This is a genomic window from Isoptericola halotolerans (assembly GCF_003003075.1).
Taxonomy (GTDB): domain Bacteria; phylum Actinomycetota; class Actinomycetes; order Actinomycetales; family Cellulomonadaceae; genus Isoptericola; species Isoptericola halotolerans_A.
In genome coordinates this window covers 17811-33735 of sequence record NZ_PVTX01000011.1, presented here as the reverse complement: position 1 = coordinate 33735, position 15925 = coordinate 17811, and the positions used below count along the sequence as shown (strand labels likewise).

Here is a 15925-nt window from a genome sequence, read left to right as displayed (position 1 = left end):
CGTGACCTGGACCGGATCCACCGATGCTCCCCCGACGGCGCGCATCAGCGCTTTGCTGCCCTTGATGCACCCCGGCGAGCGCCGCGTCGCCGAGGCCGTCGCCGCCGACCTCGGTGCCGCCGTCGAACGCTCCGCTCAGCAGGTGGCCGACGACGTCGGCGTGGGCCGCGCGACCGTCGTCCGCGCCGCGCAGACCCTCGGCTACGAGGGCTACCCGCAGCTACGTGTCGCCGCGGCCCGCGAGCTCGCACTGCGCACGACGGCGGACGCCCCGGCCGACGGCACCATGCTCGGTGTGCTGCGCGAGTCCGTCGCCCGATTCGCCGCCCGCCTCGGCCACACCGTCTCGGGCCTCACGGAGCAGGTGCTGCAGGAGTTCGTCGCCGCGCTCGACGACGCCGGGCGCGTGCTCGTCGTCGCGAACGGGCTGTCCTCGCCGCTCGGCCTCGACCTCGTGCTGCGCCTGACGTCGGCGGGCCGGCCCGCCGAGCTGCTCCAGGACGCGCTCGCGCAACGGATCGCCGCCCGCCAGCTCGGCCCCGACGCCGTCTGCCTCGTCGTCTCCGGTTCCGGCACCAACGACGCGACGCTCGCCGTCATGCGCGCGGCCCACGACGGCGGCACCCCGGTCCTGGCGATCACCTCGTTCGCACAGTCCCCCGTCGCCCAGCTCGCCGACACGGTGCTCGTCGTCCCGCCGGTCAACGACTCGTTCCGCGACGAGCTCGTGCACACGTCCCGCGCCGCGCTGATGCTGGTGACCGAGGCGCTCGTCGAGGCGCTCGTCGCCCGGCGTGGCGACCGTGGCCGCGACGCCCGGGCCGTCGCGCTGGACGAGCTCGGCTCGACGATCCAGGAGTAGCGTGACATACATGGCTGTATGATACGTCCATGACTGTTCACCCTCCGGCTCCCTTCTACGGCCGCTCCGACGTCGTCAGCGCCTTGACGAAGCATCTCGATGCTGTGCGAAACCACGGGCAAGGGCGCATCGTCGCGGTCCGCGGCCGGCGTCAGGTGGGGAAGTCCACGGCGATCGAGACCTTCGTGCGCGGTACCGACGTGCCCTACGTCTTCGCGGCAGGGACGCTTGGCGCACCGACGCGCACGCAGGTCGCCGAAGCGACCGAGGCGCTCACGTCGTCGGCCCGGCCGCTTTCCGGCGTCGAGATGGTCCAGGGCCTCTCCCTGAACACGTGGCGCGACTGGTTCCGCGCCGTCGAGGTCGCAGCGCGTCAGGGACCCGTCGTCGTCGTGCTCGACGAGTTCCCCTGGGCCGTCGCCGCCGATCCGTCCCTTGAAGGCACTCTCCAGAACCTCTGGGACCAGACGCTCGAGGCGCTGCCGGTCCTGCTCGTCCTCGTCGGCTCCGACGTCGCGATGATGGACCGGCTCGCCGAGTACGGCCGAGCGCTGTTCGGGCGCCTGCGGCCTCTCGTCGTCGACCCCCTCAACCCGGCCGAGATCGCCCAGGCGCTCCCTCACGCCACCCCGGCCGAGGTCTTCGACGCCACGCTGGTCACGGGCGGCTATCCGCGCCTCGTGACCGACCTCGCACGGTCCGGAGGCAACGTGTCGCGCTACGTCGCCGACTCCTTCGCCGACCTCTACAGCCCGCTCGTCTCGACCGCCCGGTTCACGTTGGACGCAGAGTTTCCGGACTCCCCCGCTGCTGCGCGGGTCCTGGCGGCGATCGGCGCCGACGAGACCACCACGCCGCGGTTCAACGACCTGATACCCGCCGGCCTCGAGGACTCCGAGGTCACGCGCTACCAGACCAGCACCACCCGGGCCCTCCGTGTCCTGGCCGACGAGAAGCGTCTGGTCGTCAAGGAGACGCCGGCCTGGTCATCCTCGACCGGGCGCCTGCGTCGCTACCGCGTCACCGACCCCTACCTGCGGTTCTGGTTCCGCTACGTCGAACGCAGCCTCGAGCTCATCTCCCGCGGACGGGCCGACCACGCCTTCGCGCGGTTCGAGCGCGACTGGTCCTCCTGGCGTGGCCGCAGCGTCGAACCCCTCGTCCGCGAGTCGGTCGCGCGTCTCGCCCCGGACGACGCCACGCTGGAGAGCATCGAGGACGTCCGGGCCTGGTGGACCCGCGACGGGCAGACGGAGGTCGACCTCGTCGGCGTGTCCCGCGAGCGCTCCGTACTGCTCGGGACCATCAAGTGGCGCCCCGGCGGTGAGATCTCCCGACGCGAGATCACGCACCTGCGCGGCGTGATCGGCACGGTGCCGCGCAGCGGCGACGCCCTGATCGCCGCCATCAGCCCCGAAGGGCTGCCGGTCGACGGCGCCGACCTCACCTTCAGCGCGGCAGACCTGCTCAGTGCGTGGCGTGCCTGACGACGACAATCCGCGTGACCCGCCACCCGATCCGGCGGCACCATGGGGGCATGCCCTCACCGACCCGCTCCGGACTCGCCGTCAGTTCGTCGTTGACGATCCCGCGGGCCGAGCTGACCGAACGCTTCTCGCGGTCGTCCGGCCCCGGCGGGCAGGGTGTCAACACGACCGACTCGCGGGTGGAGCTGTCCTGGGACGTCGGGCGCTCGGCGGTGCTGAGCGACGTCCAGCGCGAGCGGATCCTCGCCCGGACGGGTCACCGACTGGTCGACGGCGTCCTGACGGTGACAGCGTCCGAGCACCGCGAGCAACGGCGCAACCGGGAGGCCGCGGCGCACCGCCTGGCGGCACTGGTCGCCGACGCCGTCGCCCCGCCCGGCCCCCGGCGTCGCGCCACCCGGCGCACCCGCGGGTCCCAGGAACGACGCCTGACCGCCAAGAAGCAGCGCTCCACGACGAAGCGCCTCCGCTCGTCCCGGCCGCCGCGCGACGACTGACCACATCGTCGGTTACAGGTCAACGACGCGACGTAGCCCGGCATCGACGGCCCGGATCAGGTTGTCGGGCAGCACCGCACCCGTCGGATCGACGACGCTCCGGTCGACCGTCGTCGGCTGCGAGACGTTCACCACCGAGTCCTTCGGCAGCCCCGCGGCGACTGCTGGCACGAACACGTTGCCGGGATGGCGCGCCAACGCCGTGTTCGATGTCATGGGGAGCACGACGACCGTCGCGATCAGCGACGCGTTGTACTGGTCGGACTGAACGACGACGACGGGTCTCCTCTTGGCCGGAGCACTTCCCTGCGGCTCACCGAAGTCGATCCAGCACACTTCGCCGCGCCGGATCACCAATCGTCCGTGCCCTCGACCAGTCGGACGTTGGCCGCCTGCCGCCACTCAGCGGCTTCATCACCAGGCTGCCCGACATCGTCGATCGCGGCATCGATCTGCCTCGTCAGATCGGCTTCGCTCAACTCGTCCGCGTAGCGCTCCGCGGCACGTCGGTAGAACTCCGACCGTGTCATGCCGTGTCGACGCGCAACATCGTCGAAGCGTCCCGCTGCGTGGTCCGGGAGACTGATCGCCGTCTTCATGACACCAGGGTATAACTTCTTCTACTCCGCAGCGATGCTCCCAGAGCCATCAGCGAGCGCCGTCGTCGTCCTCAGGCGTGGGGTGCCCGGATGCCGGGACCGCGCACACGCCCGTCACCGGGTCGCACGCCGCGGCGTCGTCGGCCGCGACGAACGTCAGCGGCTGCACGTCCGGCTCAGGCATCGACGTGCTCCCACGCCTGGACGATCGCCTGGCCGTAGGCCTCCGTGGGCACGGCCCCGGGGATGCCGATGCGGCGCCCGAGCACGGTGAACGGCACGCCGCGAGCGCCCAGGGCGAGCGCCTCCTCGTGCTCGGCACGCACGGCGTCGGCGTAGCGGTCGGTGGCGAGGACGTCGCGGATCTCGGCCTCGGGGATCCCGAGGCCGGTGCCGAGCCGGACCAGGGCCTCCGGCTCGAACGCCCCGTCCGCCCCGCCGAAGAGCGCGGCCTGCATCGCCGTCATGTACTGCCAGCCGACACCGTGCTCGTTGCCGAGGTGCACCAGCCGCAGCAGGTCCAGGGTGTTCTGGACGGGATGGTTCGGTGCGTAGGGCAGGCCTTCGGCGCGAGCGAGATCGGCGACCTGCGCCTCCATCTGCTCGGCCTGCTCGAAGGGCAACCCCTTCTTGGCGGACAGGTAGTCGACGACGGGCGTCGGCTCCGCCGGGAAGTCGGGGTCGAGCTGGAAGGTGCGGATCCGCACGTCGATGCGGTCGGCGTGCGGGGAGTCCTTGATCGCGGCCTCGAGGCGCGCGTCGCCGATGTAGCACCACGGGCACAGGACGTCGGACCAGACCTCGATCTGGAGACGGGTGTCAGGAGAAGTCACGGTCCGTACAACTCGCGTGCCGGCGGATCATTCCGGGCGATGAGTTCCGCGGCCCGTTCCGGTCTGCCCACCACGACCGACCGCACACTCGTCAGCACACCTGGAGGAACCATGGGCCTCGTCCACGTCGAGCTCTTCACCACCCTGGACCTCGTCGGGCAGGCGCCCGGAGGGCCGGACGAGGACCCGGAGGGCGGCTTCCCGTTCGGCGGCTGGCAGGCGCCCCTGCTCGACGACGTCATGGGCCGGCAGGTCACGACGGCGTACGAGGGCACGGACGCGCTGCTGCTCGGCCGCAAGACCTACGACATCTTCGCGGCCTACTGGCCGCATCAGGAGGGCGGCCAGGACGACGACATCGCCACGCTCTTCAACCGCGTCCCCAAGTACGTCGCCTCGCGCGGCGAACCGGACCTGTCGTGGGCGGGATCGACGCAGCTCGGCCCCGACCTCGCGGCCGCCGTGCGCGAGGTCCGCAGCCGGCACGAGCACGTCGCCGTGGTGGGCAGCCTCGACCTGGTGCAGTCGCTCCTGCACGAGAAGCTCGTCGACCGGCTCGATCTGTGGGTCTACCCGATCGTGCTCGGCGTGGGCAAGAAGGTGTTCGACGGCGGCGCGGTGCCGACGAACTTCACCCTCCTCGCACCACCCGAGGCCGGGCCGAAGGGTGCCGTGCACCTGCGCTACGGGCTCGCCGAGGGCGTGCCCGGCACGGGCGACATGGCCGCACCGGACCGCAACGGCTGACCGGCCCCACGGACCGGTGGCCGGGAGCCGTCAGGCGCGGCCCGCCACCGTCCCGAGCGAGTGCACCCGCTCGAGGCGCTCGACCAGTGCGACGACGGCCGCCGCGACCGGCAGCAGCACCAGGTTGCCCAGCAGCATCGGGCGCAGGAACGGCAGCCCGGCCACGTAGCTGGCCACCAGCCCGTCGAGCCCGGCGGGGTAGAAGGTGCCACGACCCTGCAGCCAGACACCGAAGTTGGTCCACAGGTAGAAGCCGATCGAGCTCCCGGCGCCGAACGCCACGGCGGCGAGGAACCGGCGTCCGCCCGTGGCGCGACGCGTCCACCAGGCGGCCACGCCGATGGCGGCCCACGCCGACCAGGTGAAGACCAGGATCGCCGAGTTGCTGAGGACGACGTCGCTGACGGCCACGACGACCAGCGGCGCCAGCATCGCGAGACGATGACGCAGCAGCCCGGCGGCGGCGAACGCCGCGAAGGTCGACAGCTCGAGGTTCGGCGGGGCGCCGAGGTCGTCCTTGACGAGCCGCCACACGATCGCCGCGACGACGAGCAGCGTGGCGACGGCGGGACGCCACCAGCGCTCGGCGAGGTCGCGCCGGCTCAGGTCGGGCATCGCCTCGGGTGCGGGGCTCACTCGATCTCCTCGAGCTTCCACTGGAGCTGCTGACCGTCCTCGGTCTCGAGCGAACCGGCACCGACCTGTGCCATCTCGCCGTCGACGTACAGGGCCCAGAACTCGGTGTCCGACTCCGCGGCGTGACCACGGATCGCGGTGACGTAGGCCATCTCGCCCTCGCCGCTCACCACGGCCTCGGGGTCCGCCGCGACGAGGAGCTCGAGCGCGGTCTTGCCGTCCTCACCCGCGTAGGAGAGCTCGGTGACCTCTTCCGCGGCGGCGTCGTCGGCAGGCTCGGCCTCGCCCGAGGCGGCTACGCTCGCCTCCGGCGTCGCCTCGTCCTCTCCGGAGCACCCGGCGACCAGGCCGACGGAGAGCACTCCGGCGGCGGTCGCGGCGAGCAGGCGGGACGACGTCTTGCGCATCAGGGTCTTCACGCGCAAAGCCTATCCGCCACGACCGGCCCGGCGCGGCACCGGCCGCGATCCGGACACCGGCCGGGCCGGACGCCTCAGGCGTCGATCTGGGAGCGATCGAGGGCGTGCGCGCCGGCGACGATGAACTCCTTGCGAGGCGCGACGTCGGATCCCATGAGCAGCTCGAAGACGCGCTCGGCGGCCTCGGCGTGCTCGACGGTCACCCGGCGCAGCGTCCGGTGGCGCGGGTCCATCGTGGTCTCGGCGAGCTGGTCGGCGTCCATCTCGCCCAGACCCTTGTACCGCTGGATGTCGTCCTTGTAGCGGCGGCCGGCCTTGTCGAGCTTCCGCAGGGTCGCGTTGAGCTCGGCCTCGGAGTACGTGTACAGGTACTCGTTCTTGCGGCGGCCCGAGCCGAGCACCTCGATCCGGTGCAGCGGCGGGACGGCGGCGAACACGCGTCCCTCGGCGAGCAGCGGCCGCATGTAGCGGTAGAAGAGGGTGAGGAGCAGCGTGCGGATGTGGGCGCCGTCGACGTCCGCGTCCGTCATGAGCACGATCTTGCCGTAGCGCGCCGCCTCCAGGTCGAAGGACCGCCCGGAGCCCGCGCCGATCACCTGGATGATCGCGGCGCACTCGACGTTGCGCAGCATGTCTGAGATCGACGCCTTCTGGACGTTGAGGATCTTGCCGCGGATGGGCAGCAGCGCCTGGAAGTCGCTGGACCGTGCCAGCTTGGCCGTGCCCAGCGCGCTGTCGCCCTCGACGATGAAGAGCTCGGAACGCTCGACGTCGTCGCTGCGGCAGTCGGCCAGCTTGGCGGGCAGCGACGAGGACTCCAGCGCGTTCTTGCGCCGGGAGATCTCCTTCTGCTTGCGGGCCGTGACCCGCGCCCGCATCTCCGCGACGACCTTCTCCATCAGCAACGACGCCTGGGCCTTCTCGTCGCGCTTCGTGGAGGTCATGAGCGCCTTGAGCTCGTTCTCGACGACCCGGGAGACGATCTGGCGCACCGGTGCCGTGCCGAGGACCTCCTTGGTCTGGCCCTCGAACTGCGGTTCGGCGAGCCGCACCGTCACCACCGCCGTCAGGCCGGCCAGCACGTCGTCCTTCTCGATCCGCTCCGAGGAACCGTCCCTCGTCGAGACCTTGAGCCGGCGCGCGTTCGCCTCGACCTGCTTGCGGACCGTCTTGAGCAGCCCCTGCTCGAAGCCGGTGCGGTGCGAGCCGCCCTTCGGCGTGGCGATGATGTTGACGAAGGTGCGCAGCTCCGTCTCGTAGCCCGCACCCCACCGCAGCGCGACGTCGACCTCGCAGTCGCGCTTGACCTCCTGCGGCGACATGTGGCCCCGGTCGTCCAGCACGGGGACCGTCTCGGTGAACGAGCCCGAGCCCTTCAGCTGCCACGTCGACGTGACCGGGGTGTCCGGCGCGAGGAACTCGACGAAGTCCACGGCACCGCCGGAGTGCTGGAAGACCTCCTCGTGCGGGCCATCCTCACCCGGCGTACCAGGCAGGCCGCGCTCGTCACGGACCAGGATCTCCAGGCCCGGCACGAGGAACGTGGTCTGCCGCGCCCGCGTCACGAGCTCGTCATAGGCGAAGACCGCGGACTTGGGGAAGATCTGCCGGTCCGCCCAGTAGCGCACCCGGGTGCCGGTGGCCTTGCGCGGCGCCTTGCCGACCACGGGCAGCTCGCTGTGGTCGACGAACGGCTCGAACGGGGCGTCCGGCGTCGGGCCCGTGGCCGGGTCGTCGAACAGCCCGGGCTCGCCCCGGTGGAAGGTCATCCGGTAGGTCTTCCCGGACCGGTCCACCTCGACGTCCAGCCGGGAGGAGAGGGCGTTGACGACCGAGGCGCCGACCCCGTGGAGACCGCCCGACGCCGTGTACGAGCCGCCGCCGAACTTGCCGCCCGCGTGCAGCTTGGTGAAGACCACCTCGACGCCCGACAGTCCCGTCTTGCTCTCCCGGTCCACCGGGATGCCGCGGCCGTCGTCCTCCACCGTCACCGAGGTGTCGGCGTGCAGCACGATGCGGATCTTCGTGGCATGACCCCCGAGCGCCTCGTCCACGGAGTTGTCGATGATCTCCCACAGGCAGTGCATCAGGCCGCGGGAGTCGGTCGACCCGATGTACATACCGGGGCGCTTGCGGACCGCCTCGAGGCCCTCGAGGACGGAGAGGTGTCGTGCGGTGTACCCGGACTCGGAGGTGGCTGTCACGCGCACGAGAGTAGTCCAGGATGCCGACACGCCCGCGCAGGCTCTCCGCCGTCGTCCCCCGCGTGTGACCCACGCCGTGATCGCCGGGAGCGAACCAGGGCCCTCGCACGGGAACAACGCGGGTCCCAGATGGTTTGATGGTGTCGTGAGCACAACGACCGAAGAGACGACCGAGCCGCTGACCGCCGCCGACCGCTGCGACCGCTGCGGCGCCCAGGCCTACGTGCGTGTCGTGCTGCCCGTCGGAGAGCTCCTCTTCTGCGGACACCACGCGCGCGCGCACGCCGACGCCTACCAGTCCGTCGCCGAGCACATCCAGGACGAGACCGACCGCCTGCACGCCGAGCACGGCTCCGGCGCCCGAAACGCCGGCTGACGCCCACCGGCACCGCCGACGAGCCCCGCACCACCACCGTGGTGCGGGGCTCGCGTGCGTGCGGGGCTCGTGCGGGCGGGACTCGTGCGGGCGCGGGACCGGATGTCGCGAACCGTGCCGGCGCGCCTCCCTCCACCCATGACCGTCGAACCCGCCTTGCCCGTCGCGTCCCCGACCCGCACCGTGGTCGGGCCGGCACCTGCCGGTGCCGTCTCCCGGCTCGCGACCGCGCTCGCCATGACGCTCGACGGCGAGGTCCGCACGCCCGGCCGGGCCGGATACGCCGAGGCGCTCCCCGGGTTCGACCTCGCCGTGGCCCAACGGCCCGCCCTCGTGGTGCAGGCCGCGACGGCTGACGACGTCGCCCGCACCGTGCGAGGTGCCGCCGCGCACCAGCTGGGCGTCGGGGTGCGGGCCACGGGGCACGGAGCGCCCGCCACCGGCCCACGGGACGTCCTGCTCGACACGTCGCGCCTGGACCGCCTCGAGATCGACCCGCAGGCCCGGACCGCCACCGTGGGCGCCGGCGTCACCTGGCAGGCGGTGCTCGACGCCGGTGCCCCCCACGGTCTCGGTGGCCTCTGCGGATCGTCCCCGCACGTCGGCGTCGTCGGCTACACGCTGGGAGGCGGGCTCGGCCCGCTGGCGCGGACCTTCGGCTTCGCCGCCGACCACGTCCGGTCGCTCGACGTCGTCACGCCTGCGGGCGAGGCTCTCACCGCGACACCGACGCGCCACCCCGAGCTCTTCTGGGCCCTGCGCGGCGGGGGCGGCGCGTTCGGCGTCGTCACCGCGATGACCTTCAGCCTGTTCCCGCTGCGCACGGTCCGGGCCGGCGCCCTCTGGTTCGACGTGACGGACGCCGCGGCGGTGCTGCACCGCTGGCGCGAGCTGACGACCGACCTGCCGGACGAGGTCTCGACGTCCGTGGCCCGGCTCAACCTGCCACCGTTGCCCGATCTGCCCGCACCGCTCCGGGGACGGGCGGTCCTCACCGTGCGCTACGCCCGCCACGGCGGGGGGCCCGACACGCTCGTCGACGATCTGCGCACCGTCGCCGCTCCCCTGCTCGACACCGTGGGCGACCTGCCCTACGCACGGCTCGGCAAGATCCACGCGGACCCGCAGGACCCGCTGCCCGTCGTCGAGCGGGGCCGGACGCTCACCACGCTCCCGGCCGCGGCGGTCGATGCCCTGCTGGACGCGGTGCCGGCGGGCTCCCCCGTGCTCATGGCCGAGCTCCGCCTCCTCGGTGGCGCCGTCGCCAGACCTCCGGCGGTCCCGAACGCCGTCGGCGGGCGCGACGCGGCCTACTCGCTCTTCGTCGTCGCGCTCGGTGGCCCCGACCGGCCGGCCGAAGCAGAGCGCGGCGTCCGCCAGGTCGACGCCGCGCTGGCCCCGTGGTCCACGGGCGGCAGCCTGCTCAACTTCGCCGGCAAGCGGGAGCCGGCCTCCTCCGCCCGGGTGCGCACGGCGTACGGCGCGCAGACGTACGACCGGCTCCTGCGGCTGCGGCGGCGGAGCGATCCCCGCGGTGTGCTCGACCCGTCGGCCCGCTGGTCGGCGGCCGGTCGCCGGTCCGCGGGCTGAGGTCTCCGGGAACGGCAGAGCCCCGGTGCCGGACATCCGGCACCGGGGCTCTCGCGACCAGCGTTCGCTGCGGACCTGTCAGTCGAGGTAGTCGCGCAGGACCTGCGAGCGCGACGGGTGACGCAGCTTCGACATCGTCTTGGACTCGATCTGCCGGATGCGCTCGCGCGTCACGCCGTAGACCTTGCCGATCTCGTCGAGCGTCTTCGGCTGGCCGTCCTGCAGGCCGAACCGCATGGACACGACCCCGGCCTCGCGCTCCGAGAGCGTGTCGAGGACCTGGTGCAGCTGCTCCTGCAGGAGCGTGAACGACACCGCGTCGGACGGCACCACGGCCTCGGAGTCCTCGATGAGGTCGCCGAACTCGCTGTCGCCGTCCTCACCCAGCGGGGTGTGCAGCGAGATGGGCTCACGGCCGTACTTCTGGACCTCGACGACCTTCTCGGGGGTCATGTCGAGCTCCTTGGCGAGCTCCTCCGGGAGCGGCTCGCGCCCGAGGTCCTGGAGCATCTGACGCTGCACGCGGGCCAGCTTGTTGATGACCTCGACCATGTGCACCGGGATACGGATGGTGCGGGCCTGGTCGGCCATCGCGCGGGTGATCGCCTGACGGATCCACCAGGTGGCGTACGTCGAGAACTTGTAGCCCTTGGTGTAGTCGAACTTCTCGACCGCGCGGATGAGACCGAGGTTGCCCTCCTGGATGAGGTCCAGGAACAGCATGCCGCGACCCGTGTAGCGCTTGGCCAGCGACACGACGAGACGCAGGTTGGCCTCGAGCAGGTGGTTCTTGGCACGGCGGCCGTCGTGGGCGATCCACTTCAGGTCGCGCCACATGCGGCGCTCGTCGGCGTCGGCCTTCGCGCGGTCGAAGTCCGCGAAGTCGTTGTTCAGGCGCTCCTCGGCGAACAGGCCGGCCTCGATCCGCTTGGCGAGATCGACCTCCTGCTCGGCGTTCAGCAGGGCGACCTTGCCGATCTGCTTGAGGTAGTCCTTCACCGGGTCGGCCGTGGCGCCCGCGGTGACGACCTGCTGCGCCGGCTGGTCGTCGTCGTCGGTGTCCGAGACGACGAACCCCCCGCGCTCGTCCTCCTTCTTGCGGCCGTTGCGGGGCAGCGCCGTGATCCGCTCGGGGGCCTGCTCCGGCTCGTCGTCGTCCTCGACCGGGACGCCGTCGGGCTCGGGCGCGGGCTTGTGCGCCTTGGCCGCGGCCTTGCGGCTGGTCTTCGGCGCCGGAGCCTTCTTGGCGGCGGTCTTCCTCGCGGGGCTCTTCGCCGCGGCGGACTCGTCGTCCGTGCCCTCCGGCTCGGGGGCCGACGCCGCAGCCGACTCGGCGGACCCCGCGGAGGCGGACCGCGTCGCGGTGGTCTTCCTGCTCTTCGACGCGGGGGCCTTGGCCCGGGCCTCGGTCTTCGTCGCGGAGCTGCTGGTGGAGGCAGCGGCCACCTTGGTGGCGGCGGGCACGCCGATCTCGACGCCGGCGGTCGCGAAGGCACGCAGCACCGCCTTCAGGCGCTTGGGGTCACCCACAGCGGCGGTCTCGCAGGCGGTGCGGAAGCTCTCCGCATCGACGCGACCGTTCGCGGTCCCGTGAGCGAGCAGCTCCTGGAGGGCAGAGTTTTCAAACTCTCGGGGCAGCGGGAGGTTCTGCGCAGTGGACGCCACAAACCGACCTTTCGGCATTCGAGGGGACGGTGGACCGCTGTGTCAGCCGGGGACGAGGGCCTCGCGGCTCGAGCGGATACCTATATTGTACCGGCGACACCTGGTCCTCCGCGGAGAATGCGGTGCTCACGCCGTGTCCCGGGTCACCGTTTCGTGCCCGGACGAGGGAAGATGTCAGGTGAACACCGGATGACCGACCGCCTATTCCCTCGTCCGACGAGGGAGCGCGCGGCCCGTCAGGGCTTCACGGCGAGGACGGGGCAGGGTGCCTCGAGGAGGATCCGCTGGGCACCGGACCCGAGGATGAGCTTGCCCACGGGACTGCGCCGTCGCAGGCCGATGACGATGAGATCGCCGTCCTCCTCGGCCGCGGTGCGCACCAGGTCCTCGGCGAGGTCGCCGGTGCCGGCCACGATCCGGTGCTCGATGCCGGCGTTCGACAGCCGCGTACCGAGCGCCTCGAGCTCCTCGGCCGCCCCGGCCGCCCCGGAGGTCACGACCAGGAGACCCACCTCACGTTGCCGCGCCTCCGAGACCGCGGTGACGAGCGCTTCCTTGCCCTCGGGCGTTCCCAGATGTCCCACGACGATCGCCATGGTGGCACGCTACCGGACACGGTGGGCCACACACCTCCCGCGCGGATTCACCCGCCGGACGCGGCACGGACCCAACCGGGCGGGAGGGCCGCCGCGACGACGCAGTGCAGGAGCTGTGCCAGGCGGTACGAGGGGTCGGCCTCGAGCGCCTCGGTGACCCGGTAGGAGGCCCGCGGACCGTCGCCCGCCCACCAGGCGAGAAACGCCAGGAGCGTCAGGGCCGGGGCACGCAGTCGTCGGGGCACCTGGGCGTCGACCTGTTCCAGCACCGCCCGCGCCCGAGCGACGAGGTCCGGGTCGGGCGCCACCGCGTCCGACGGGTCGACGACCCGGCCGAGGACCTTGCCCGTCGCGTCGTCGATCTGGACGGGGTCGGTGGCCCGTGTGGTCTCGCGCGCCGCCTCCTCTCCCCCGGGGACCAGCGTGAGCAGGGCGACGTCCCGCACGACCCGGTCCGCGAGCGCCGCGCCCACCCGCCCGACGAGTGCGGCCGGCAACGGCGCCGGCACCTCGTCCGCGGCGGCGTCGGCACCCACCTCGACCCGCCGCAGGGCCTCCCGCCAGGCGTCCAGCGCGTCGTCGCGCCAGCGCCTCGTGGCCGCGCCCTCCTGCGCTCGCCCGCGGGCGATCTCGCTGCGTCGGGCGGCACGGCCGGCGAGGTTGCGCGTCTCCTCCGCGGCGCGTGGGATCCGGTACGCCGCGTCGGCGGACTCCGCCACGACATGTCCCGCCAGGACGTAGGCCGCCCCGATCTCACCGCTCTCGAGGGCGGCGAGCGGATGGCCGGGCTCCGGGCAGCACGTGGGGTCCTCGCACCCCAGGCCCCGGTACCCGTCGGGGGTCACGAGCCAGCCGTCGGTCTCGACGACCGGGTCGAGGGCTCGGCGGACGTCCTCCACGACGTCGGCCGCGGCGGCGGCTCCCCCGGCCGTGTAGAGCACGAGGGCGCAGTACGTCGGCCGTGTCCCGGCGACGGCACGCGCGAGGGCCGCGAGGCCGTCGGCCGCCCCGGCGCCACGCAGCTCGTCGATCCCGACCCGGGCGACGAGCCCGGGCCGGCCGCGCTCGGCCGTGCACGCGATCACGATGCTCTCCGCGGGCCGGAACCCGAGCCGGTACGGGATGGCCGCCAGCACGTCGTGGGGCGAGCGCAGCGGGATGGTCGAGGGTTCGGGGAGGTCGAGGCTCGTCGTCATGCCGTCGATGAGAACGCAGCCCGGGCTCACGGAGAGGCCCCGGGGGCGGCGCCGGGGACCGGACGGGCTGGGGGTGGGCACCCGCTACCGTGATCCCGTGCCCACGACCCGCCACCACCGCGTCCCGCGCCGCACGGCCTGTGCCGTGCTGGCGCTCTGCGTGATCACGGTGAGCGGCTGCGACGCCGGCCCCGCCGGCAGGGCCGCACCGACCGACGCCACCGCGGCGGCCACCGGCACGGGACCGGAGGGCGCTCCCACGGCGCTGCCGTCCTTCGACCCGGGGACCGCCGTCGGCGGGTACGCTCCCGGCTTCCCGACCGACCTGCTCGGTGCTCCCGAGGGCTCCACGGTGCTCGCCAGCTCGGCGACGCCCGCGGAGGGCGACCTCGTGGACGTCTCGCTCAACCTCTCCACAGAGCTCAGCACGCAGGAGGTCGTCGACCGCTACGCCGAGCGGCTGGGCGAGGCCGGCTTCGACGAGTCCGAGGACGTCGACGTCTCCGCCCTCACCGTGCAGACCGCCTACACGCGGACCAAGGGCAAGAAGAAGCCGCGCGTCGAGACCGTCCTCATCGGCGTCCTCGACGAGTCGGACCGGCGCCTGGTCTCGCTGTCGGGCAGCGTCCGCGCGCAGGACGCCTGACCCGTCACCCGCCGCCGCACGCATAGGCTGGGCGCCATGCCTGCCGCTTCCGCACTGGTCGACCTCGAGAACCTCCGCCACGACGTCGACGACGCCCTGGACCGCCACCTGACGAGGCTGCGCGACGAGGTCGCCGCCACCGGACCCGGCACGACGGCGCTGACCGACCAGGTCTCCACGCTCCTGGCCGGCGGCAAGCGGCTCCGAGCAGCCTTCTGCTACTGGTCGTTCCGAGCGCACGGCGGAGCGTCCAGCGGCGCCGCGCGGGACGCCGTCGTCCGCATCGGTGCCGCCCTCGAGCTCTTCCAGGCCGCGGCGCTGCTCCACGACGACGTCATGGACGCCTCCGACACCCGACGCGGCCGCCCGACGGCGCACCGGGTGTTCGAGGCCCGCCACCGCGAGCGGCAGTGGTCAGGCGACGCGGACCGCTTCGGGACCGCCGCCGCGATCCTGCTCGGCGACCTCTGCCTGGTGGCCTGCCACCGCGAGGCCGGAGCCGCGCTCGACGCGCTGCCCACCGACGTCGGCCGGGCGGCACGCGACATGCTCGACGCGATGACCAGCGAGGTCGTGGTGGGCCAGTACCTGGACGTGCTCGTGCAGGCCGAGGCCTGGGGGCTGGACCCGACGGCCGACGAGGACCGCGCCCGGCTCGTGCTGCGGGCCAAGTCCGCCCGCTACTCGGTCGAGCGCCCGCTCACGCTCGGCGCGGTCCTCGCCGGCGCGTCGCCCGACCGGGTCGCGGCGATCAGCGCCGCGGGGCTGCCGCTCGGGGAGGCGTTCCAGCTGCGCGACGACCTGCTCGGCGTGTTCGGCGACCCGGAGGTCACGGGCAAGCCGGCCGGCGACGACCTGCGCGAGGGCAAGCGCACGGTGCTCGTCGCCCGCACGCTGGCTGCCGGCGACGACGACGCCCGCCTCCTGGTGACCAAGCACCTGGGTGACGCGCGTCTCACGGACGACGACGTCGCGGCGCTGCGGGCCGCGATCACCGGCTCGGGGGCCGTGGCCGGCGTCGAGGCGCTCATCGACGAGCTGGCGGCCCAGGGGCTGTCGGCGCTCGCCACGGCGGACCTCGACGCGCACGGCCGGGAGGTGCTCACCGGGCTGGCGCACGCCGCCGTCGACCGCGCCGCCTGAGCCCGCCGTCAGGCCAGCGCCTGCGCCAGGCGCCGGACCTGGGCGCGACGCCCGGAGCGGAGCGCCTCGACGGGTGAGGCGCCGAGGGTGTCCTCCGCGGTGAAGAGCCAGCGCAGCGCCTCGGCGTCGGAGAACCCGGCGTCGGAGAGCAGGATGACGGTGCCGCGCAACGTCTCGAGCACCTCCGGCTCGCCCTCGGCACCGGTGACGACGAAGGCCGCCGGCACCTGGAACGTCGTGCGCTCACCGCGCTTGACCCCGATGACGTGCCGGGAGGCCACCAGCCCGCGGGCGCGGCTCGGCTCGACGCCGAGCGCCTCCGCCAGATCGGGCAACGTCAGCCAGTCGCCGACGAGGTCGTCCAGGGGCAGGTCCTGCGGTGCATCGCTCACGGCGTCAGCGTAGCCCGGCCGCGCCTGCGCGCCGAGC

General features: G+C 73.0%; 19 protein-coding genes. 8 read left to right on the top strand and 11 right to left on the bottom strand.

What is annotated here, in order from left to right:
• The first annotated feature begins 1 nt into the window (after nt 1).
• The 3 genes from BCL65_RS15110 to arfB are packed head-to-tail and all read left to right on the top strand — an operon-like array spanning nt 2 to nt 2846.
• Complete coding sequence (locus BCL65_RS15110; RefSeq protein WP_243401105.1) at nt 2-862, top strand: MurR/RpiR family transcriptional regulator; 861 nt, start codon at nt 2-4, stop codon at nt 860-862.
• Nucleotides 863-891: 29 nt separating this feature from the next.
• Nucleotides 892-2349 carry an ATP-binding protein gene (locus tag BCL65_RS15105; RefSeq protein WP_106269339.1) on the top strand — a complete coding sequence of 486 codons (1458 nt, stop codon included), beginning with the start codon at nt 892-894 and terminating at the stop codon, nt 2347-2349.
• 50 nt (nt 2350-2399) lie between these two features.
• Complete coding sequence (gene arfB / locus BCL65_RS15100; RefSeq protein ID WP_106269426.1) at nt 2400-2846, top strand: alternative ribosome rescue aminoacyl-tRNA hydrolase ArfB; 447 nt, start codon at nt 2400-2402, stop codon at nt 2844-2846.
• A gap of 12 nt (nt 2847-2858) precedes the next feature.
• Here the strand turns inward: arfB and BCL65_RS15095 are convergent, their stop codons facing one another.
• Genes BCL65_RS15095 through BCL65_RS15085 form a run of 4 tightly spaced genes read right to left on the bottom strand, consistent with a single transcriptional unit; the run spans nt 2859 to nt 4278 of the window.
• The gene (locus BCL65_RS15095) at nt 2859-3200 is read right to left on the bottom strand and encodes a type II toxin-antitoxin system PemK/MazF family toxin (protein WP_279340831.1); all 342 of its coding nucleotides are present in this window, start codon (nt 3198-3200) and stop codon (nt 2859-2861) included.
• Nucleotides 3197-3445 carry a ribbon-helix-helix protein, CopG family gene (locus tag BCL65_RS15090; RefSeq protein WP_106269336.1) on the bottom strand — a complete coding sequence of 83 codons (249 nt, stop codon included), beginning with the start codon at nt 3443-3445 and terminating at the stop codon, nt 3197-3199. Before BCL65_RS15090 ends, BCL65_RS15095 begins: the two co-directional genes overlap by 4 nt.
• Nucleotides 3446-3494: 49 nt before the next feature.
• The gene (locus BCL65_RS18375) at nt 3495-3629 is read right to left on the bottom strand and encodes a hypothetical protein (protein ID WP_258176972.1); all 135 of its coding nucleotides are present in this window, start codon (nt 3627-3629) and stop codon (nt 3495-3497) included.
• The gene (locus BCL65_RS15085; protein ID WP_106269334.1) at nt 3622-4278 is read right to left on the bottom strand and encodes a DsbA family oxidoreductase; all 657 of its coding nucleotides are present in this window, start codon (nt 4276-4278) and stop codon (nt 3622-3624) included. Before BCL65_RS15085 ends, BCL65_RS18375 begins: the two co-directional genes overlap by 8 nt.
• A 111-nt stretch (nt 4279-4389) precedes the next feature.
• On the opposite strand from BCL65_RS15085, the gene BCL65_RS15080 reads away from it, so the two are divergent.
• Nucleotides 4390-5025, top strand: a complete 636-nt coding sequence (locus BCL65_RS15080; RefSeq protein WP_106269333.1) for a dihydrofolate reductase family protein — start codon at nt 4390-4392, stop codon at nt 5023-5025.
• Nucleotides 5026-5055: 30 nt separating this feature from the next.
• On the opposite strand, the gene BCL65_RS15075 is transcribed toward BCL65_RS15080, so the two are convergent.
• From BCL65_RS15075 to BCL65_RS15065, 3 genes are all read right to left on the bottom strand, one after another.
• Nucleotides 5056-5661, bottom strand: coding sequence for a DUF6580 family putative transport protein (locus BCL65_RS15075; protein WP_243401106.1), 606 nt, complete (start codon nt 5659-5661; stop codon nt 5056-5058).
• Entirely contained in the window at nt 5658-6080 is a 423-nt protein-coding gene (locus BCL65_RS15070; RefSeq protein WP_106269331.1) for a DUF4430 domain-containing protein, read from the bottom strand. Before BCL65_RS15070 ends, BCL65_RS15075 begins: the two co-directional genes overlap by 4 nt.
• Nucleotides 6081-6154: 74 nt before the next feature.
• Nucleotides 6155-8284: a DNA gyrase/topoisomerase IV subunit B gene (locus tag BCL65_RS15065; protein ID WP_106269424.1), complete on the bottom strand. Its 2130-nt coding sequence runs from the start codon at nt 8282-8284 to the stop codon at nt 6155-6157.
• A 145-nt stretch (nt 8285-8429) separates the two neighbouring features.
• Between BCL65_RS15065 and BCL65_RS15060 the strand changes: the two genes are divergently transcribed.
• Nucleotides 8430-8660: a DUF7455 domain-containing protein gene (locus BCL65_RS15060; RefSeq protein WP_106269330.1), complete on the top strand. Its 231-nt coding sequence runs from the start codon at nt 8430-8432 to the stop codon at nt 8658-8660.
• Between the two features lie 138 nt (nt 8661-8798).
• Nucleotides 8799-10250, top strand: coding sequence for an FAD-binding oxidoreductase (locus BCL65_RS15055; protein WP_106269329.1), 1452 nt, complete (start codon nt 8799-8801; stop codon nt 10248-10250).
• 78 nt (nt 10251-10328) lie between these two features.
• Here BCL65_RS15055 and BCL65_RS15050 read toward each other — a convergent pair whose 3' ends face one another.
• The 3 genes from BCL65_RS15050 to BCL65_RS15040 all read right to left on the bottom strand — a co-directional run bounded on the left by BCL65_RS15050 (nt 10329) and on the right by BCL65_RS15040 (nt 13707).
• The gene (locus BCL65_RS15050; protein WP_106269328.1) at nt 10329-11933 is read right to left on the bottom strand and encodes an RNA polymerase sigma factor; all 1605 of its coding nucleotides are present in this window, start codon (nt 11931-11933) and stop codon (nt 10329-10331) included.
• 218 nt (nt 11934-12151) lie between these two features.
• On the bottom strand, nt 12152-12511 hold the full coding sequence (locus tag BCL65_RS15045; protein WP_106269326.1) for a universal stress protein: 360 nt from the start codon (nt 12509-12511) through the stop codon (nt 12152-12154).
• A gap of 47 nt (nt 12512-12558) precedes the next feature.
• Nucleotides 12559-13707 carry a DUF4192 domain-containing protein gene (locus BCL65_RS15040; protein ID WP_106269325.1) on the bottom strand — a complete coding sequence of 383 codons (1149 nt, stop codon included), beginning with the start codon at nt 13705-13707 and terminating at the stop codon, nt 12559-12561.
• Between the two features lie 97 nt (nt 13708-13804).
• On the opposite strand from BCL65_RS15040, the gene BCL65_RS15035 reads away from it, so the two are divergent.
• Together BCL65_RS15035 and BCL65_RS15030 are read left to right on the top strand one after the other, a co-directional pair.
• Nucleotides 13805-14353, top strand: coding sequence for a hypothetical protein (locus tag BCL65_RS15035; RefSeq protein ID WP_125206565.1), 549 nt, complete (start codon nt 13805-13807; stop codon nt 14351-14353).
• 36 nt (nt 14354-14389) lie between these two features.
• Entirely contained in the window at nt 14390-15496 is a 1107-nt protein-coding gene (locus BCL65_RS15030; protein WP_106269323.1) for a polyprenyl synthetase family protein, read from the top strand.
• Between the two features lie 8 nt (nt 15497-15504).
• Here the strand turns inward: BCL65_RS15030 and BCL65_RS15025 are convergent, their stop codons facing one another.
• The gene (locus BCL65_RS15025) at nt 15505-15888 is read right to left on the bottom strand and encodes an Rv2175c family DNA-binding protein (RefSeq protein WP_243401107.1); all 384 of its coding nucleotides are present in this window, start codon (nt 15886-15888) and stop codon (nt 15505-15507) included.
• Nucleotides 15889-15925: the final 37 nt, after the last annotated feature.